This window comes from Paenibacillus sp. Cedars (assembly GCF_003184205.1).
GTDB classification, from domain to species: domain Bacteria; phylum Bacillota; class Bacilli; order Paenibacillales; family Paenibacillaceae; genus Paenibacillus_AQ; species Paenibacillus_AQ glucanolyticus.
On record NZ_CP020864.1, the window covers coordinates 229,499 to 248,871 of the forward strand.

Annotated in this window: 17 protein-coding genes; 3 read left to right on the forward strand and 14 right to left on the reverse strand. The window is 41.2% G+C overall.

The genetic code is table 11. The features are described from left to right. The first annotated feature begins 460 nt into the window (after positions 1-460). Both B9D94_RS01070 and B9D94_RS01075 read left to right on the forward strand, forming a co-directional pair. On the forward strand, positions 461-3,031 hold the full coding sequence (locus B9D94_RS01070; protein ID WP_119851504.1) for a hypothetical protein: 2,571 nt from the start codon (positions 461-463) through the stop codon (positions 3,029-3,031). Further along, on the forward strand, positions 3,031-3,927 hold the full coding sequence (locus B9D94_RS01075) for a hypothetical protein (protein WP_119851503.1): 897 nt from the start codon (positions 3,031-3,033) through the stop codon (positions 3,925-3,927). The genes B9D94_RS01070 and B9D94_RS01075 overlap by 1 nt, the downstream gene beginning before the upstream one ends. A 348-nt stretch (positions 3,928-4,275) precedes the next feature. Here the strand turns inward: B9D94_RS01075 and B9D94_RS01080 are convergent, their stop codons facing one another. The 10 genes from B9D94_RS01080 to B9D94_RS01120 all read right to left on the reverse strand — a co-directional run bounded on the left by B9D94_RS01080 (position 4,276) and on the right by B9D94_RS01120 (position 14,516). Further along, positions 4,276-4,620: a hypothetical protein gene (locus tag B9D94_RS01080; protein WP_119851502.1), complete on the reverse strand. Its 345-nt coding sequence runs from the start codon at positions 4,618-4,620 to the stop codon at positions 4,276-4,278. A gap of 110 nt (positions 4,621-4,730) precedes the next feature. Next, positions 4,731-4,895, reverse strand: a complete 165-nt coding sequence (locus B9D94_RS30810) for a hypothetical protein (protein WP_162939260.1) — start codon at positions 4,893-4,895, stop codon at positions 4,731-4,733. Continuing rightward, positions 4,885-5,922, reverse strand: a complete 1,038-nt coding sequence (locus B9D94_RS01085; RefSeq protein ID WP_244235585.1) for a GAF domain-containing protein — start codon at positions 5,920-5,922, stop codon at positions 4,885-4,887. Before B9D94_RS01085 ends, B9D94_RS30810 begins: the two co-directional genes overlap by 11 nt. 59 nt (positions 5,923-5,981) lie before the next feature. After that, positions 5,982-8,114 (reverse strand): P-loop NTPase family protein, encoded by a 2,133-nt coding sequence (locus tag B9D94_RS01090; RefSeq protein ID WP_148246192.1) that lies wholly within the window; start codon positions 8,112-8,114, stop codon positions 5,982-5,984. Between the two features lie 158 nt (positions 8,115-8,272). Continuing rightward, positions 8,273-8,827 carry a DEAD/DEAH box helicase family protein gene (locus B9D94_RS01095; protein WP_148246195.1) on the reverse strand — a complete coding sequence of 185 codons (555 nt, stop codon included), beginning with the start codon at positions 8,825-8,827 and terminating at the stop codon, positions 8,273-8,275. Continuing rightward, positions 8,824-9,396, reverse strand: coding sequence for a hypothetical protein (locus B9D94_RS01100; RefSeq protein WP_148246197.1), 573 nt, complete (start codon positions 9,394-9,396; stop codon positions 8,824-8,826). The genes B9D94_RS01095 and B9D94_RS01100 overlap by 4 nt, the downstream gene beginning before the upstream one ends. 105 nt (positions 9,397-9,501) lie before the next feature. After that, positions 9,502-10,545, reverse strand: coding sequence for a DUF6094 domain-containing protein (locus B9D94_RS01105; RefSeq protein WP_148246199.1), 1,044 nt, complete (start codon positions 10,543-10,545; stop codon positions 9,502-9,504). 74 nt (positions 10,546-10,619) lie between these two features. Beyond that, positions 10,620-11,783 carry a DNA polymerase III subunit beta gene (locus tag B9D94_RS01110; protein ID WP_148246201.1) on the reverse strand — a complete coding sequence of 388 codons (1,164 nt, stop codon included), beginning with the start codon at positions 11,781-11,783 and terminating at the stop codon, positions 10,620-10,622. A 216-nt stretch (positions 11,784-11,999) separates the two neighbouring features. After that, the gene (locus B9D94_RS01115; RefSeq protein WP_148246202.1) at positions 12,000-12,785 is read right to left on the reverse strand and encodes a LytR/AlgR family response regulator transcription factor; all 786 of its coding nucleotides are present in this window, start codon (positions 12,783-12,785) and stop codon (positions 12,000-12,002) included. 39 nt (positions 12,786-12,824) lie between these two features. Then, positions 12,825-14,516, reverse strand: coding sequence for a sensor histidine kinase (locus B9D94_RS01120; RefSeq protein WP_148246204.1), 1,692 nt, complete (start codon positions 14,514-14,516; stop codon positions 12,825-12,827). Between the two features lie 160 nt (positions 14,517-14,676). Between B9D94_RS01120 and B9D94_RS01125 the strand changes: the two genes are divergently transcribed. Further along, on the forward strand, positions 14,677-15,159 hold the full coding sequence (locus B9D94_RS01125; RefSeq protein WP_119851500.1) for a hypothetical protein: 483 nt from the start codon (positions 14,677-14,679) through the stop codon (positions 15,157-15,159). 269 nt (positions 15,160-15,428) lie between these two features. Here B9D94_RS01125 and B9D94_RS30815 read toward each other — a convergent pair whose 3' ends face one another. The 4 genes from B9D94_RS30815 to B9D94_RS01145 form a co-directional block, all read right to left on the reverse strand. Further along, the gene (locus B9D94_RS30815) at positions 15,429-15,620 is read right to left on the reverse strand and encodes a hypothetical protein (RefSeq protein WP_162939259.1); all 192 of its coding nucleotides are present in this window, start codon (positions 15,618-15,620) and stop codon (positions 15,429-15,431) included. A 673-nt stretch (positions 15,621-16,293) separates the two neighbouring features. Then, positions 16,294-17,289, reverse strand: coding sequence for a Ger(x)C family spore germination protein (locus tag B9D94_RS01140; RefSeq protein WP_308116337.1), 996 nt, complete (start codon positions 17,287-17,289; stop codon positions 16,294-16,296). A 14-nt stretch (positions 17,290-17,303) separates the two neighbouring features. Further along, complete coding sequence (locus B9D94_RS31310; RefSeq protein ID WP_244235584.1) at positions 17,304-17,498, reverse strand: hypothetical protein; 195 nt, start codon at positions 17,496-17,498, stop codon at positions 17,304-17,306. A 115-nt stretch (positions 17,499-17,613) separates the two neighbouring features. After that, positions 17,614-18,561 (reverse strand): cation diffusion facilitator family transporter, encoded by a 948-nt coding sequence (locus B9D94_RS01145; RefSeq protein WP_119851497.1) that lies wholly within the window; start codon positions 18,559-18,561, stop codon positions 17,614-17,616. Positions 18,562-19,373 lie beyond the last annotated feature (812 nt).

Here is a 19,373-nt window from a genome sequence, read left to right on the forward strand (position 1 = left end):
AAAGTTTCATAAGGGAACTTGTCCATTTATTGTTTACATAATTTTAATTATGTACTGAGGAATTTGACGAGCTTGTTAGTTATGCACCCACTTAAAGATAGAGTAGTTTAGTGATGCAACATGTGACATAGTAACCATCAATTTATCGTGGGAAACTAAGTTGTTAACGTTTTATATTCCGTCCGAAACAAAAAATCCGGGTGTAATCGCGACAACTGAGCGATTGTTTACCCCCCACCCTCTTTCAGAGGTGGGTAGGAATTGTTTAAGTGATAGTTGAACCGTAATTTTGCAGCATTTAAAGCATGAAATACTTCATATTCCGTTCGAATGAAGAAACTGCATTATCTCACCGACTCATGGCAGTTACACTTACTAAAATACAGGTCGATTCTTTTGTGGAGGTTTTTGGTAAATCATGTCGAATATTTAAATGAATTATTCATATGGGGGCAAATTAATGGGAGCTAAATTTATACTTCTTTTTTCACAATGGAAGGTTTTCTGGAGTTTACGAGCTACAACCAAAAGACTTATTTTTAAATTGCAAACTCTCCGATACAAGTTCATTTATGGGTTTAGGGAAGAGAAGGACAATATCTTAAGCATGGGTAGTCTTACTAAAATAGCCGTGACTCAGTTACTTTTTGCAATACTTATCTCAATTCTTCTTCAAGTTGTAGACCATTATCTCTTGCCTTATTATAAGGAGCTAAATATTAATATACCTGAGGACGGATTATATGGCACCTTATTCAGCGCGATTAGTGCTATCGGAGGGGTATTTATTGGTCTCTACTATGCTGGGATTAGCGCAGTAGGGAGTTCAATATATTCGAAAGTTCCCAATGAAGTAAGAAATCTGTTGGCGAATGAAAAGATCGGCTTTGTATATATGCGACTTTTATCATTTACCACGTTCATAAGTTTTTGTTTTATCGCTATGAGAGCACTCGGTTTACCAAGGAATCATATCGCAATTCCTTTTATTTGTATCTTGGCTGGCATCGGAATAATTGGTTTTATTCGTCTTGGTCAAAGGACATTTTACTTGTTTGATCCCTCTAGTCTATCTGTTCCTGTACTACATGACGTATATCGCGATATCAAAAGAGTTAGCGCTGGTGGGTACCAATGGGATGATCCTTCTTTTCAAAATCATGCAGCCAAACAAGTGAGAAACAACTTAGATATTCTACGTTCGCTTGCAGAAATCACATCAAAAGAACGCCATTTATTAGGTAAACCTTACGTACAACTAATTCAAAAAATAATTATTTTTATGATTAACTATGAAAAAATGAAAAAAAGGATTCCTAGTAAAAGTAATTGGTACATTAAAAGATATAAACATAGGCTTTGGTATAGAACTAGCGATTCTACCGTATCAATAGCGCTCCAGTCTAGTTCCTTACCCCAACCAGAAATCGAACATGAACATTTTTGGGTAGAGGATCTAATGTTAGGGACGATTAAAACATGTCTTAATTCGACCTTAAATAGATCAATTGACGAAGAACACCCAATAAACTTATTAAACTCCTGGAAAATTTATACTGATACAATTTCAAGTGGAGGAGATTTTTCGCGAGCGATTGATCAAATCTCGACAGTTGCGGACGTAATACTAGACAATATCAAAAAGTCAGATGAATACATAATCGAGCAGGAATCTTTAATACTCATTCACTTAGTGGAATCCATAATGTACATGACTATTGAGTCTTTTTTAAATTATATATCATATTTAAGAACAGTTTCCGTTAAAGAACTTAATGCTAAACTTTCAGTTATTGATTGGCGTTTGTCTAAGAGTATTTATTCACAGGACATGCCTATTCATTTGCTTCAACAATTGGAATGGCTAAGAGATCGTTTGGAATATGAATACTTAATTGAAGATAAGGTGATTTCCCCGCCATGGTACATCCTGGAACTAGTGCTCAAAGTTAATTTAGAGAAGTATGTAACTGACTTAGAGGCAATCTTTGTAAGATGTTCTTCGCTATTTAATAGTTGGATTGAAATGACAGAGTCAATGAAACGCCCCTTGTTGAGTGCTGCGATATTAAGTCGCGAATGGGAGTTTTGGGGGAAAGTTGAAGCTCATCTCACAGTACTGGAGGAGGCTTGGATAGAAGCCATCGCCGATAAACGTATAAAAGGTCTAATTTGGCCCTCAGTAAATTTTGATGACTTACTTAAACAAAAGAAACTTCGAAAAATAGAAGCTGTGAAACAAATGTCTACTGTAGGAGGTCTTTTGAATCTCCTTTCAAAATCAGATAAACTCCCAGACTATGGTGGCCAATTTATAAATATCTGCGCATACCAATTGTTAGATGCAATGTGTAATAATAACTTTGAACTTTTTAAAATCCTGTTTAAAAAATACCTTTATAGCTCGATTGCTACTTTCTCAAAACTAAAACCAACAGAAACATTGCCGGATTGGAGAAAGATTCAGGAGTTCAAAATAGCTGTCTCACCTTTACTTGATCTAATCGAAATTAGTGGTTATGCAAAAGTAGCTTCCGAATTTTATGAGGAAAGTTCATGGTGGGCTGAAGTTGTAGATATCTGGGATAATTACATAAAGGAAGATTCTGATTTAGATGAAATTTTTATTCTTTTATCTTCAGCAATTAACTTAACTGAAGGCACGATCGAAATAGCACATCGTAGTAGTTTTAGACTTTCGTGGCAACAGAATATTCTGGCACTATTAAGCCAAATTCAGAGAAAAGAAATCTTTAGTGATCAAGAGTTTATGTTTAGGCCAAAGACTCTTATATTCCATCCCAGTGCTCTTGTACGAATGATAAGCAAGGAAGATTATCAAAGGTTTGGATCTTTTCGAGATGGTATTGGTCTGTTCATGTACTATTTTTTTAAAGCATATAAGAAATGCGACCTGTCAAAATTATCAAGCAGGAAGAGAAATTTTAATGACATTGATACACAGCTTTTAACAGAAGAGAAATTCTATCAGGAAAATGTTAATTCTGATAAAGAAGAGGATGAATTGTAGTGAGTAGAGATTACGTAAGTCAGGCATTGAGGAGCTTTCCGAGTCTTAATCCAGGACGTGAAAATCCTCTTTATTCACATATGTTCCTGGAGGATTTGTGCTCGGGAACGTTACCGATTGGGGGAAGGAGTTCTACTCATCCAAAGTTCTCAGTAATACTTGAGGGCGAAAATCAATGTATTCCATATGTAAAAAAACTCCTCAATTCTTTAAGCCATTATGATAACCATGACACTATGCGAATAGTGTGTGATGCTGTCAACTCCATAGCTTCTCACTTGGTTACTACCGGAATATGTCACTTCGAGATTGTAAATGATACAACAAATTCAGAACAATATTATCTAGTACCTTTCACTTCAAGACGTCTTTTAAAGATATCTAACATTTACTATCAATTCGTTCCCCGTGGTGACTGGAAACTTCACAGGAAGAAAGTAAACTTACTACATAGCCGCCAAGTCTGGGGAGTTAGTTTTCCTAAGGTCTTGGATGGAATGTGGCAATATAAAAACAAAAAAAAGAGGTTGGCCTCACTTGATCCTTTAAAGCCTGGCTTTTGGAAGTATAATTCTTTTGATTTTGATCATTACGTCAAAAGTGAAGAAGTTTATATCCAGAGACTTACTAGGAACTATGGTTGGGATAAACGTTCTGATAAAAATAAAACTGAATTCTACTCTATATATCAAAAGATACGAATGCAACGATCAAAAGCAATAATTAGCGAACACATTGTTGCACAATTGAACTTATTGATATCACGTTTAGGATACGATTGTATCATTAAAATTTTCGGGATACCTTCAGTCCAAGATATTATTGAGATCGAGAATAAGTTAATCGCCGGTTCTATAAGTTTTGATGACGCAATTAATACTGTGTTGGTATATTAATTTCGTATCCCAACAAGTTCAATCCTGAGACAACCAGCCCTTATAATGTTGCTATTAAATCTGCATTGGGATGCTGCAATTTTTAATTTTAATTAATGGACGGCTTGAATTCGTCATAAGCAATTCCATCTACAACTATTTTGCACCGCACGCATTAACCCCTAGCGAGCGGTGCAGATGGTGTTTGTCCGACATGAGATATGATGTTGGAGGCTTTTTGAAGGGACATTTTAGAAGAAATGGGAGAGTTAGATCACAAATCGACATGTTATCTCTACCTAGAATGAATTATGATCAGTTCAATTACACTTAATTTTCAATAAAGAATTTCTTTCCCTCATCATGTAGTTATACTTTTTTAGTTGTTTTTTCACCAAACGTCAACTTGGCCCATTCTTCTAAAGTAATTCCATTTTGGATTTTAAACCCTTCAGCTTCATCAGATGCATCAAATACCAGCAATTCCTCATCTTCTTGCTCATCAACCGTTTTAGACGATCCACGACCATAGTTGTATTCATTTGGCCGCGCATGAAGCAATCTGACATAATCACCTGATTTAGCACAGGCACCGCCTAATGCGGTGTTATTAATATTATCCGGTGAGATCGGTCCGAATACAGCACAATGAGTCATTTCATCGTTGAGTTTTTCACAAATTCGGCAGGTTGGATAAATCTTCTGAGTGCCCATAGTAAAATTCCCCTCTTCTCTCTATTTGCTTCAATCATATAACGGAAATCGAATTTCACAAAATTTTTTGAATAAAAAAAGATGCCGGCATCGCCAGCATCTTTTTTGCATTAAGCTGATTCTTTCAATTTATCATGGCTGTCAGGGGACTCTTTACGTGGTGCCGGGTAAAGAATGTCCTTTGCCTCCTCACGGATTTGGTCCAATTTCATTTGAACCTGATCAGCCTCGTACAACAGAGCATCAACATCTGCCCAACCGGTTTTAATTGTCATCCCTTTCAACCCCTTCCGTACTCATCTTTGTAACCATTATATCATATACAAAAATTAAGGCGCAAGCGTGGGCATAGAAGCGGAGCGTCCGGAGATCCTGGCTTGTAAAACCATCGACGACTTCCGATTGTACACATAATACTCCGAGTATGTCGTCATCAACCCGGATCGGTAAACCTACGATTGATTTATAGTCATCTGAAGGCTTTATGTCTCCAAAGATTTCAGAGTAAAGGGAAACATCGGAGATATATTCCTCTTTGGAGCTCTCCATAATCATACCAGCAAATCCCTCCCCCTTCTTAAAGCGAGCCCTTCGCGCTGAACGTGCGCTTAAACGTATGTAGTGTTCAATTCGAAGTTCATCTCCATGAGTCTTGAACAATGCTACCGATTTATCACTTTGATCTTTCTCTAAGCAAGTAATCGCTTCAGCTAAAATATTGTTCATCATCTCACTTCGCCAATCCTCTTCCTTATACAGCAGATATGCTGCTGAGCCCACTAATCGGCGTCCATTGTCATGATGTCGGGTCAATACCGTTAGTTTTTTTGACAAAGATGCGATTATTTGCTCCTGTTTTAAGGCCTGTGCATTTAAGTCTCTTCCAATACTAGTTGCTCGTTTTCTTTCCTCCTGGGCAATTTGAAGCTCTTTCTGGAGTTTAGAAATCTGCTTTTGTAAATGGAGCGGGGCTTTAATAAATTCTTCATCATAGAAAGGATTCGGTAAGTCTGTGAATCCAAGTTTGAGATCCTCTCCGCTCCCTCTCCATAGATCACCAATAAATTTGCTAAAGAGAAGAATTGAGAAGAAGAGCCCTGCATACATGAATAACTGCCAAACTGTAATCTTCTCACTCCATGATTCAGGAATTAGCGCCGATACTGCCCCGACTAAGGTCGCTAAAACCAACATCGTAAATAACCCGGCACAACCATAACAAACCAATACCTTCCAAGCCGTCAATCTGGTCCCTCGGCGTGGTTCATTATCAGCGGCCGGTGTCATCATCGGCTCCGACATTTGACAAGTCCCCCTTCCAAGTATATATAGTTCTGGGGAGCCTTGAGCTCCCCATTCTATTAGAAATTAAATGCTATCTGCCCAGCCCCTACATTATACTTCTTTTTTGTCTTGACCGCCGGTTTATTGCCTTCAACTACTAGTTTTATATCGCCTTGCGAAGAAAAGAGTTGCTCTTGAACCAGTTTGTTGGTTAAATTAAACACCCACCTGCGAAAGCCATCTGTCTCTTTGGGAGCCTTTGAACAATCCCAGGTCAAAATGGTCGAATCAGGTCGGCCGGAAACATCCAATCCATCAACGCCAAGCTTTACTCGATCAACTACGTACTCAATCTGCTGCTCAAAACGAGGATAAAGATCAGAAGGTATAACGGCGTTTGCCCAACCAAGAAGAGCTTCCTTTAGGGAATGTGCCTCGAAAATTTGACCCCCCAATGCCAAAGTGCTATCTGGTTTTTGCACTTCACTGAGACTGACATCGACTTCGGCGATTGGATCCTCTCCCACTGGCGTAATTTGAACCAAAGTATCCGGAATGAACTGACTTGCATCAATTGTCATCTTCCCCCAAATGGACTCTGCGCTCTCCACACCTTCAATGTTGTTCCCAACAAAGCGCTTCGCCAATTCAGTAGCTAAGCTGCCCCCAGCTCCTTCAGTGAGGGCAGAAAGTCCTTCTTGAGAGAACTGCCCCTCTAAAGCCTGTGCAGCACTCATTTTGGCTGCCATCAGATTTATCGCAAGTTCCTGCATCGTTCCCTTATAAGAATTGTACACGGTCAAACATTTATTTGCCTGACCGATCCGCCAGTGCCGTCTTGAGGCTTGGCGTACAATGTTCAAACGGTATCCGGTCTGGTAAAAATAGAGCGACGGAAACATGAGAAGATCGAGTCCGGTGCTAACTAATACTGGATTCGTCAAGATGACCTGTACTCCTTCATGCACCCGATCAGCAATCCATTCTTCCCGATCTTTACCCTTGACATCCGATTCAAGAATCGCAGTTTTAATCCCTCGCTCTTCAAGCAGTCGAGAAAGCCGCTGCAATGTCTTCATTTTACCGGTATATGTTGCGTAAATGCCGACTCTTCTCCCAAGTTTCAACTGCGAGCGCACGAACTTGATCATCTGTAGTTCTTTAGGATATAAGAGGCGGTCACTTAACCGATACTTGTCGGGTACAATACACTTTCCTGTATCCGGATGATAGACCCCTTTAAAGTTGAAAGGGACATCCGGATAGCTCAAGAGCGTATTGAGCAAGCTGCCGAGCAACAACGACTGTCCCCCTGCGGCGAGTTCTTTTTCAATGGCTGCTCTCAGAAGGTTTTCTACTTTGGTTATATTCTCTTTTAGGTACCCGGCAGGCGCAAGCAACCTCATTCCCTTCCTAAGCCCTCTCTTAACTCCTGGTCGACGTTCAATACGAGCGCTGCAGTTTACAAACTTTCGCTCACCCTCAAGTGGAACACTCATCGGCCCTTCGCTAAGTTCCGGCAACACCTCAAACATATCAGCCATTTGAATGAACACAGCAACATCGCTTAGAATGTCCGTAAAGAGCTGAGGAGCTGCAGCCGGTTGTTCCTTCACGCTGGTACGTTTCGATTTCCCGTTACTGGAGCTGTTTAAATCTCCTTCATCACGTATTTTCGTTACCCGTTCGCGGACGCCGTATAAGTCAATCCATTTTCCTACATCATCCCAGTTAAAACCTAACTGCTTCATACGAGCAGGAAACATACGAAATATCAGCTCGAATAAGGAGGAAGCGTAACCGTTTGACAAGGTGCCCGTCATAGCGATCCCACGTCTAGCACAGTTTAAGAAGACATGAAAGGCGTGTGCTTGGGCACTACCACCAGCAAGCTCATGGCATTCATCACCGATGGCCAAGTCAAATTTCCCCTTAAACCACCGCTTAAACAATTCTGCAGGAGATACCTTGCGTGGCGCCGTCCCAGTCACCGGCTTCGGCATGCCAGAGATGAACGTTTTATTGCGATTTTTTGCCTGCCAGAGCCGAGCTCCGCAAATACGGGTCTCGTCCTTATCCGGATCAGAATTTTCATACAGTCTTACAGGATTTGAGCAGAACAAATTACTTTTTCTTCGCTTGGGTTTTCCATGTTTATCGAAAAAGTCATCATGCTCCATGGGTACGAGGCCGCCTTCTTTTTCTTTCATCAACTGGCCTCCACAATCCGGACATTTCCATCCCCGAAATGATACTTTTTCGACCATATAAAAATCTCCATCATTAGTCGGGATCCGCTGCTGATATGTACGGTCCGACCATTGAGCAGCCGGCTCGTAGATGTAACCAAGCTTAGCAGTATCCCTTGCTATGATAAACACTCAATCTTTTGAGGCTTGGTATCCAACTTCCGACTATCACGGAGTCTAATGACATCCACATAATCAGACAAAAAACGAACCTCAAACAGATTCTTATCCAGTAATATTCCGCATTCCCGCTTCGTCTTCTTGATCAAATGATTGGGAACCATATAAAGGACTCGCCCAGCTTTCTTCTGAAGCAGCTCAGTAATGAGCGAATAGAAGACCGAAATAGAGACGGATGTTTTCCCTGTTCCAGGCTCACCAATCACAAAGAGATTCCGATGACGCTTAAACCCCTTGATTAAAGCAGTTACAACGTGAGACTGCGCTTGAAATAAAGGACGTTTGAAGTTCTCTAACACCTCAAGTGGCTTATCATGTCCAGGATGATGAACCGGGACATATTCGTCATTCAGACGCCGAATAAGAGCGGGCCCGAATAATTCTAAATAATCCCCAATGTTTTCTATATCCGCAAGTGATGTTACACTCTTCTCCCCTAACGATGGATCGATCTCCTCGATCGCCATGTTATAGCTTGCTACGTGAGTACTCATGAAGCAGCCCCTTCCTTCGTATCATCGACCAGTCGAATAGCGCCTGTTCTGAGCCCATAGGACACATATTCGTCTAAAATGTCTTCGCCGGCCAACAACTCGAAGGCAGCCAACTTACTATAATCCCCCGTATAGTCCCGCACATCAAGCGGAATGAGATATCCATCCTGGAAAAGGCGTTGATACAAATATGGGATCCATTCTTCAAGTAACGGAGTTTCATAATAAGCATCGATTGCCCAGAAGAGCTTTTCATGAATGTTTCCATCCCATGCAAAGATACAGTAACCTTGGTCTTGACGTGACAGCACTCTTTCACTGGCCACAATTCCGGTGACCAGGGTTTCGTCTTCACGTTGTGAAAGGTGTTTGTATTTTCCGTATGGCTTCACATATAAGGCAGAGTGTTCACCGGGTTTTTCCCCAATTCGTGGTGCATGATAGATTCGGAAGTTGACATCCTCGGCCTTTTTGGCATGATGAAACTGTGCGAATACAGCCTGCACGCGCGAGTCAATATCGATAACATTCGTATAAATGAGATAATGATTACTTTTGGTCTGAATCATACTTCGTTACCAAAAGTGAACAATGGACTCTTACGTAAATATCTTTATGATTAAACTCCATAAATTTCATGTTCTTTAGTTCCCCTCTTCTGAAATCTCAAGCTGCTAGCTTTGAATCGTACGAATATTACCTGCTCGATCCACGATCCGGAACGTGATTTTAAAGGTCTCCCTTGTCGTCTCAATAGTTTCGTCACCGACCTTTTCAACCTCGGTTAGGGCCTCCTTCTTCACGATTCCTTTGAGAACGTGAAGAAGATCGCCGCTCCCGACTTTCCCATTTAATCGCCCTGAAGCCATGCGCAACACCCGGTGCATTTCCTTGTCGGGAAGAAGGGGCTGCAACTTCAAAGCAGGAGCCTTGGGAGTTGTCCACTCCATACCTCTGCGCGATAATGAGGAATTACAAGATACCATTCTCAATTGGTCGACATCCATTAACATAGACCTGAAGTATTTCGGGGTTATGTTACCCGCCGGCACCTTATAGTACGGTTCCTCGGATTCAGGTAAACGATTAAGCTCCATACCTTCAGCAACCAAACCTAGGATTCGCTGCACTTCCGGTCGATTAATGAATTTGACGGATCGTTTACGGCCAAACACATACACTTGGCCGAAAGTATCGTCATGAGATTGGTACACCTTGATGTCATCCAGATTGGTAACCAGCAAAGTTACAATATCCTTTGTCATTCGTCGCCTTGGGATGTTATAGATGAGTATTCCGTCCGCAGCTAAGTACTGCATAATGTGACGAAGAAACACCTTCTCTTTACGCTCACGCTTCATCTCTTCCGATTCCGAATCGTCATCATAGGGTGGATTCAGGTAGATTAGCCTAAAATAGTCTTTCGAAATTCGGCATTGTTCATAGCCGCCATAACACGAATGATGAATACGTTCTCTAAGCTCCAGGTATTTCTCTTCATTGGGTTCAACTCCAAAGGTAACAGCCATTGAGCTTTCCGTAAGGATTTCCAGCGCTCGACCGCTTCCAGCACAGAAGTCTGCGACGGAAAATGGCCGTTGCGGGTAGTGCAACAAATTTCTGACACGGACCATGTCTTTCTCGGTCGTCTCGAAGTTTCCCATTCGAATCTTGTTCCTCACGATACGATCGAACATCCGCTTCATGTTGTCGGACATATTTATCATCCCCCTGACAGAAAATAGAAAAGCCGCGCATACGCGCAGCTCTTTTTGGGCAACCCAGTAATTTACTATCTAACGGGCAATACAACGTTCATTACCGATGGATCTCCATCATACAAAACAAATGAAGGGGTACCAGGTCCCGTGATGTTGAATAGAACATCATTCACGTCCCGATCACTAACTGAAAGTGCATCCCTCAAATAACGACCGTTGAACCTCACACCGTCCATGCCTTCATCTACATAGGATCCCTCGATGGATTCAATAATTTCACCTGTTTGGCTTACTGATTTCACAATCAGTTCCCCGTTGTCTCCGCGCAAAAAATAAACACGATGGTTTTCAGACTCGAGGGACAACATTCGGTTTAATGTGTCATCAAGCCGGTTGAGAGGAATCTTTGCGACGTATAATTCCTCTGGAATTTGGCAAAGAGAATTAACATCAGGAAAGCTCCCCTCCAATAGTCTTCCAAAGTACACCGTATTACTGCTTCGATCCCGAAGAATGACATGGTGTCCAGTGATGGCCATGTCTATCCTCTCCGAAGTTCTAAATGTATCCACGATGTTTTTGAAATTCCATGCATCGATTACGCCACCATTGAAATGATCCTTAGGTACTTTTACATCGGTGATGAGATGGTATAGCCGGTGCCTATTTGTCGAAACAAAGCCAAGTCTACCTTCCACGGAGTAGATGTTAATACCGCAAAGGATTGCTGTAGTTGCATCAGTTGAGGCAAATCGTTGAGCTGCTGCCCCCTTTCGCAATACATCAATGGGGATCGAGATAAACTCTGCGCCGGCCAATGATGGGAGCTGTGGGTACTCATCTGGATCCAGTACCTTAAGGGATGCAGATCCACGATTTCCGTATGATATTTTTACAGAGTCTTCACTCACGCTGAATGACAACGGCCCACTCGGTAAACGCTTTACCAACTCTATCCCTTCCCTCGACGGAAATAAGTAACTACCATCCAGACCACCAGTATTCTCTACCTGCAGCATCATAAGAACTGCCTGAGAATCAGACATCGCCGTAACGAAGAGCACATTTTCCTTCAAATCGAATCGAATACATTTCAATATTGGAATCATGCTGCTCTTCGGAACTACCTTTGCACATGTAGCTAACACATTCATAATGGCTTCATGTTCGACGGTAAACGAAGCCCCCTCCGCTTTAACGACCGTACCGACATGTTCCTTTACTGCTGTTGCCATCGTTTAATTCCTCCTTGTTTTTGAGCACAAAAAAACCGTGGAAACAAAAAAACACACCTTAGGCGTGTCTTTGTTCTCCACGGCAGTTTCATGCCTCATATTTATTTCCCCATAATAAGGGAGTACTCGCTCACCTGCCGAAATGATAGCGGCGGTGAAAAAAATGGTAAATCGGTAATATCAATATTATATTGAAATAAGAGCGGTCCTGCAAGACTAGACACCGATCGCAGGTAATCCTGTTTTCAGCTCACGCTGCCTTACTAAAAATTCGTCGTAATTATTCCTTGAAAGTAAAATACGTGTTGTTGAATTCCGCATTGTAATTAGATAATTGCCTTGAGTTACGGGATCGGGAAGAACCTCATCTACATAAATCAAATTCACCAGGAAACTTCGATGAGGGCAAAAAATGATCCGAGACGTTTGATCCATGATCTTTTTTAAAGGAGTTCGCGTCTCGACAACTTTCCCATCTTTTAAATAGATCTTTATCATTTTCATATCATTAATCTTTTCAGCGTAGAGAACCTTTTTCTCGTTAACCGATATATCCCGACGCCTTGATGTAACGGTGATCATATTCATATTTTCTTCCTGCAGCGTACTCAGCATGTTATCTGCTTTCAACTGGATGATCGCTTTCTGGATGGCCTTTTCTAGTCGGTGATAGGTAACTGGCTTCACAATATAATCAACAGAGTCTAATTCATAACTTAATAACAGATGAGTTGAACTGCTCGATCCCGTAACGAAAATTATCTTTGATGAAGTACCACTCTCCCGAAGGACACGGTATGCAGAAATTCCGTCCATTTTCTCGAGCCCAATATCGAGAAGGACTATGTCTGGTTGGTCCATAACACAACTTTCAATCAATCGAGAACCGGAAGATACCATATCTATAACAGTATGGCCCATTTTTTCAACAAACATTTTTAGCTTACTGCGCTGAGCATACCCATCTTCTGCAATGATAACCGCATAATTTCTATCCACCATTCAACACCTCTACTCCTGTGAAGTACTACTATTACCTACTTATTCTCCTATCGGCAGCCATATATTAAACTGGATACACCCATCTTCCGGAAGTTCATATTGAAGACTTCCCTTGTTACGCTTAACCCGCTCCAGAACAATATTTAAGCCAATTCCAGTGCTGTTCTTCGTGGATTCTCGCGGTAAAAACATTTGCTCAATTAAATCAAGCGACATTTGCTGCTTCACTTTGTTTCTGACTGAGAATCGAAACTCACAGTTCCGTATTTCTCCGGTAAGCACAACCAGGCGTCGATCCAGATTCATTTTCAACACTTCATCAAAGGCATTATCGAGTAAGTTTCCAAGGATTTTTACAACATCTACTTTTCGGGAACCTGTAAGATTAGGTTTTGATCCTGTCAAATTAGTAAGCTCAAATTGAAAATTAATATTCTCAGCCATCGCTTTTGAGTATTTTGATAAGATCAGAGCAGATATTTCAGGGACGCCGATATCGATAATCTCATTTATTGTTGCTGTCTCCTCCACTATTTCATTGATGTATGCCTTAGCATCATCAAAATACTCAAGCTCAATTAGACCATGCAAAGTATCCAAGTGATTATGAAAATCATGGCGCTGTCCCCTTACCTCAATCCATAGAGGATCCGTAGTACTTTCATGATGCTCCAAAGTCGCCACAACAGGTTCCTTCTGGAATTTTGCTATTAATTTAAACAATGACCAAACGAAGACTCCAATAATCGTTAAAATCAAGGAGATGGACGCATACTTCAGTATATAGTTCGTATGATCCATGTTACCTGTAATGCTGATGATATATGTATAGCCATTTGTATCCTGACAATGATAAAACGTTTTCACGATTTTATGATTCTTTATCTCAGCCCTATAGGATGTATTCTCTCTTGCTTCAATGGCTTTCTGAATATATTTCAAATCCCTCGGATCTTCGAATACATTCGTGCCAAATAGTAACTCTACTCTTTTTGGACTCCATTCTCCCGATTTTTCATGGTCATTTCGACTACTGCCCGCCGGATTATCCCAAAAGACGGCGATATCAAGCAATACCCCTTCTTCCTCACGAAGCATGGTTTCTAAGTACTTATTAAGATCCATTTCCTGCTCAATCAGGTAATAGTATCCATTATCTACATATGGATTAATAATGTAGTTAGTTCTTCCATCGTAGTAAAAACCGTTTTTATAAAAAGGATGAGAATTAAGAGCACCAACTATTGGCTGATCTGACCAGAAATTCTGAAGCTGTGACCCTTCTAAAGGCTCTAAATTCAATAACTGCCGAAATGCCTTGTTATATGTATCAGAACTAGGAGGTCGCATACCGACCCGAGAGGGTTCGGATGATCGTACTACTATAAAATCATTCCCTCTTGGCGCGATCAGCGAGATCACGTTGATATCTAGGTGTTCCGCGAGATCACTGAGCTGGTCATTAGAAACATCTTCATATGATTCAGGAATTTTATTCGAAATCGCAATCGCTGTATTACGGAGCGAATACGATAACAGAGTATCTGATATTTCTATACTCTTACTAAATTTTTGAATTTCTGAATCTAGCAACTTCGAAGTGATTGTCATTTCACTTGACACACGTTCAAAAAAGGTCTTTTTACTTATATTATCGAACATAAATAGGTTTGTTAATAGGAATAAAATAATAGTTATGGTGAACAACCACGCAATCGTCCGACTGGACATACAGATAATTACCCCCTAAGACCCACCCCCTTTTACCTATATTTTCAACATTTCAGGTCGCTTTAACCCCATTTTAGGCCGTTTTTATTCCAACACTTACTAATCTGATATACACTGCAAATAAGAACGCTCGCAATCAGGCAAAGGGGGTCCGTATTCTATGAGTCGCGTTTCTTATTTAGTCATTTATGAAGGAGATCGAGCTGCGTCGAATGTGGCAGCCTACGTACCGATTCTAGACTTAGAAATTATCGGTGATACCTACGAAGAGGTACGTTACCTTGTTCAAGAGATTATGAATCAGGAAATAACATCACTTGCTGCTTCTGGCCTGCTGATTCCGGAAGATAACGCTAAAACCGAGACGATTGTAATCGCTGGCGGTAAATTCCCAATTTTGTATGAGACAAATGGAAGTATGTCTCATCATAAAGCTTATATTCCTGATTTTCGTATTCAAGTCCAAGGCTTATCATTTGAAGATGTTCAGCAGAAGGTTAGAATCCTTTTACAGGAAGAGATAAACACACGAAGAGAAAGTAATAATCCAGTGCCACAAGATTTTGTCCAGATCGAGCGGGTAACAATTGCACACCGAGTTATTCACCCGTCGGTACAATCAAAAACTTTACAAATATCCTAGTATTCAATAAAACACTGATAATGTCAAAAAGTTTGTTCTAATGTCGAAAATACTCAATCTCAAAAAATCAAAAAAGCGAGGGCCAACAAGGCTCTCGCTTTCAATTTCTCGTTTATTGAATACTTTAAGTAATTCGACATCATTCATTTCTATGTATCACTTGATGCTGATATACGAATGATTAATTTCGTTAATCTTCTGATTCTTCAGAAATTTATGTTCATGTTGCTCAGTAAGGCTGCCTTACAGCGTTGAATAGCTCCTTTTTATTATAATTCATCCGGATCTCCCATAATCTCATGAGGGTACAATTGGCTTTTGATAAGGTGATATGCATCCGTCCGATCATATAAAGGAGCATATCTATAACGTTTATCATCATTTGTTCCTCGTCCTGCCAACGCGATATGACGGAAAGCTGATGGTTTTTCACGTCCACTTGCCAGGATCGCCCAGGTCATTACAACGACTCTTTGTCAGTAGCACCGCAAATGGATATGGCGTATCTGTCCAGCGCTTAGAAATTGAGTTGTAATATGGAAATCTCGTTTCTAACACTTCTTCTTTTGCGTACCAGCCTTTTTTATTGGCATTGTCTTCATCCTCCATAAGCTAAAAATCCGGATCTTTCGGGTAGTAACCCCTCCATTTTCTCGCCTGACTCTGTCCATAATCAAATGGGGATAATCACTCTCCCCATACCATAAATACTAGTTATTCTTTTTAAGTGCAACTACCAAATTATCAATTTTATAATAAGCAATCACAGGAGGATTGGCATCTGGAAAAACGCAAAGAGCCCTGACACCACTCCTCGCTATTTCAATAATGACACCGGTTCCGTAATGCTTGTACTTTTTATGGACCACTCTATCCCTCTCCTTAGGGGCATTTATTAGTGATCCAACGTTCCTTATATATTCTCTCAGTTCTTTTGAAAATTGTTTTAGAATGTCCTCAAACAATCATGATAGAGGCAGCGTCCATTGAGTCAGTGTAAGTAACCGACTTTATCGAATGCTGCTATTAATGAGTCGCGGCCTTGTTTCAATACGTTCGTGGTGTCGTCAGCGATTTCTAACGGTTGAGAAACCGACAATCCTCTAAGCACGAACTGCTGTGTCCTTGCTCTTACTAGTCTGTAGAAAATCCGAAATCTTTCACCTTCATGTCAATTTCATATGTAATTGGAATATGGCTGAAGGTTTCATCCCACTGATCCCCCTCCTGTTTCCACAACTTCGGATGTTTAATGCGGAGCATTTCGCCAAAGTCTCCAACATCGACACGATACACATGCTGCATTTTGTGCAGCACCTGAGCAACTTGTTTGCGGGCTTGTTCTTCGAACTTCTTTTCTAACCCTCGGATGTATTCAACGGTGGATGGAATTTCCGGAAAACTCCAGTCCTCAATTAACCGACCTTCTGATAAGATCTTGACGTGGAAAGAGATATCGTTACCTTGAACTTTAGGAATGATAATACTTTTGGAATTTTTGGGCTCATAGGTAACCGTATATCCGCCTTTTTTTACATAAGTCTTGAGCGCTCCTCCCTTGACATCTCCCATGATCCAAGTTAAGCCTTCCACGTCGAACTGTGTCAGTTCCCCGATCCATTTCTTGGTACTTCCTTTAAAAATAGCAGCTCCCGAAAATTCATGTTCACCTTGGGAGGTAAGAACATTTTGTAGCAGAAAACTATCCTTAGACTCCATGGCGCTGTCAAGTTTATTCAGCGTCATAGGCGGTAAAATTTTGTTGGAACGATACCGGTTGTCCACGAGCCCAATTAAATAGAAGGCTGGAATTTCCCCAGGTTCGCTCAAGCTTAATGCTTCAAACGCACTCCGATGACTTACCACAACCAGGCAGCTGGGTCGAACATCATTATCCCGCAGAAGAAAGTCAAATGTCTGTTCGAGGCTATAACTCTTGGCTAGTTCGCGAGAAACGACGATAACCTTCAAGTGGTGACCAACAATCGAGCGATCACGAAGTAATGAAAACTGGCGAAAGGTCTGAAAAACGGAGTCGCCTGTCAGTTGTTCATTTAGATAACTCTTAGTTGGTGACGAAGATTCCCCTCCCTTCTGGGAATTATTATTCCCGCTTATCGGTGGAACAATTTAGATGGTGGCTGTTAACAGTTTTTTCTTGGGTAATGGCCGCCCTGTTCATTGATTTCCTGCTCAAAACGAGATTCGTTGGCTGAATCTAGGCCCAGTCCTACACCGACCGTTAAATCTTCGATTTCTTGGCTGCTCCAGCAACCTGTGGTCAAGATGAGTAGCAGAGTTATAGCGATCAGAAGCGAGTATTTGATCCGTCTGTTCAATCAGGTTTAGCTCCTTTCTTGCGGCAAAACTGGTGAGCAATGGCAACGGACATATTACAGAAGCACGCATCCACGCTCTTGGTTTCAATAACGGGAAGCTCCATATGCGATATCCTCAATGCTCCTCAATATCACATTGTGTTTCCGGACCATCAATTTGAATCGTAGTATGTTTGATCTTAAATTGTTCCTCGAGAATGTCTTCAGCCTTTTTAAGGACCACGGCACTCTTTTGTATATCATTCACAACGATATGACAGCTAAGTGAAGGAAAATCTGAAGAAATAGTCCAGACATGTAGATCATGTACCTCGATCACATTTTGAATGGAACTAAGCATATCTTGAACTTCGTTGACATTAATATTGGATGGTGCTCCTTCCATGAGAATGTGGATTGAATCTCGAGTCACCCTGAAAGCACTAACGATGATAAGAATGGACACCAATACACTGGCAATCGGATCTGCTAAGTTCCAGCCGAAAAACATAATCAGTAAAGCAGCAATAATGGCTCCAACGGAACCAAGCAGGTCACCAATTACGTGAAGAAAAGCACTCCTTATGTTCAGATTTTCGGCCCTGTCACCCTTCATCAGAATATAGGCCGCAGCTAAGTTAACAATCAAGCCAATGGAAGCGATAATGATCATACCTGAACTCATAACTTCAGGGGGCTCAGAAAATCGTTTATAAGCTTCCAAGAATATATATATAGAAATTACGATTAAAGTAATTCCATTAATAAATGCAGCTAAAACCTCAAATCTTTTGTATCCGAAGGTTTTATATTTACTGGCTCTTCGCTCCCCAAATGTCATAGCAAAATAGCTTAATCCAAGTGCAGCAGCATCGCTTAACATATGACCTGCATCAGAAATTAAAGCAAGGCTGTTCGTCATAAAACCGCCAATGGCTTCAACAATCATATATGCTGTAATGATAATAAAAGAAAGTCTTAAGGCTTGTTTATTCACGTTTTTACCATGACTATGTGAATGCCCCCCCTCTTGAGAGTGGCCATCATCATTCGATTGTTGAAGTGAAACGCATTTTTGTCCCATTGATTTCAACTCCTCATGCTATAGTGTGTTCACACGATTTATCGCTCGAAATACAGGGTTCCCTAAACTAAACCAAATTACGCCATTTAGTTTTCAACCTTCACCTTTTACCTATTTTCATTAATTTTCTTGTTTAATACTGACCTTTTTTAACAGACGACAGAAAAGGGGGTGTCCCAAAAGTCATCGTAGATGACTCGGGACGCCCCTCTTTTCATTTTAGTACACAAAAAGAAACCTTTCCTTGGTAAAATGGAGGTACCACCCAACCACACACCAAAGGAGAGGTTTCTTTGTTTACTCAATATAACATGGAGCAGTTGTTCCTGCCAATGGATCTTGAAGAAGAGATCCCCAAAAATCACTTTTGCCGCGTCATCAATGACGCCGTAAACCGCATCGACGACGGAATTTTTGAGGCGGCCTACACCGGTGGCGGACGTCCGAGTTTTCATCCGAAACTCATGACAAAGATTGTTCTTTACGCCTATGCGCAGCGGATCTACTCCTCCCGACAAATTGCTAAAGCCGTACGGGAGAACATTCCTTTCATGTGGCTGGCTGCCCGGCAACGCCCGGACTTCCGCACCGTAAACCGATTCCGCTCCGAGCGGATGAAAGATGTGCTTGAGAAGGTATTCACGGCCGTATTGGAATTGCTTGCGGAAGAAGGCTACGTCAAACTGGAACACTATTTTGTCGACGGCACCAAGATCGAGGCGAACGCCAATCGGTATACTTTTGTTTGGGGCAAGTCGGTCGTGAAACAACAGGCGAGGTTGCAGGAGAAAGTCAAAGCGCTCTTCGCCGAG

Coding starts and splice junctions, on each gene's coding strand:
- B9D94_RS01115 (WP_148246202.1), bottom strand. CDS start 12,785: ATGGTGGATAGAAATTATGCGGTTATCATTGCAGAAGATGGGTATGCT.
- B9D94_RS01090 (WP_148246192.1), bottom strand. CDS start 8,114: ATGAAAGAAAAAGAAGGCGGCCTCGTACCCATGGAGCATGATGACTTT.
- B9D94_RS01085 (WP_244235585.1), bottom strand. CDS start 5,922: ATGTCGGAGCCGATGATGACACCGGCCGCTGATAATGAACCACGCCGA.
- B9D94_RS01080 (WP_119851502.1), bottom strand. CDS start 4,620: ATGGGCACTCAGAAGATTTATCCAACCTGCCGAATTTGTGAAAAACTC.
- B9D94_RS30815 (WP_162939259.1), bottom strand. CDS start 15,620: ATGACCTGGGCGATCCTGGCAAGTGGACGTGAAAAACCATCAGCTTTC.
- B9D94_RS01110 (WP_148246201.1), bottom strand. CDS start 11,783: ATGGCAACAGCAGTAAAGGAACATGTCGGTACGGTCGTTAAAGCGGAG.
- B9D94_RS01145 (WP_119851497.1), bottom strand. CDS start 18,561: ATGGGACAAAAATGCGTTTCACTTCAACAATCGAATGATGATGGCCAC.
- B9D94_RS01125 (WP_119851500.1), top strand. CDS start 14,677: ATGAGTCGCGTTTCTTATTTAGTCATTTATGAAGGAGATCGAGCTGCG.
- B9D94_RS01105 (WP_148246199.1), bottom strand. CDS start 10,545: ATGTCCGACAACATGAAGCGGATGTTCGATCGTATCGTGAGGAACAAG.
- B9D94_RS01120 (WP_148246204.1), bottom strand. CDS start 14,516: ATGTCCAGTCGGACGATTGCGTGGTTGTTCACCATAACTATTATTTTA.
- B9D94_RS01070 (WP_119851504.1), top strand. CDS start 461: ATGGGAGCTAAATTTATACTTCTTTTTTCACAATGGAAGGTTTTCTGG.
- B9D94_RS01100 (WP_148246197.1), bottom strand. CDS start 9,396: ATGATTCAGACCAAAAGTAATCATTATCTCATTTATACGAATGTTATC.
- B9D94_RS30810 (WP_162939260.1), bottom strand. CDS start 4,895: ATGACAATTAAAACCGGTTGGGCAGATGTTGATGCTCTGTTGTACGAG.
- B9D94_RS01095 (WP_148246195.1), bottom strand. CDS start 8,827: ATGAGTACTCACGTAGCAAGCTATAACATGGCGATCGAGGAGATCGAT.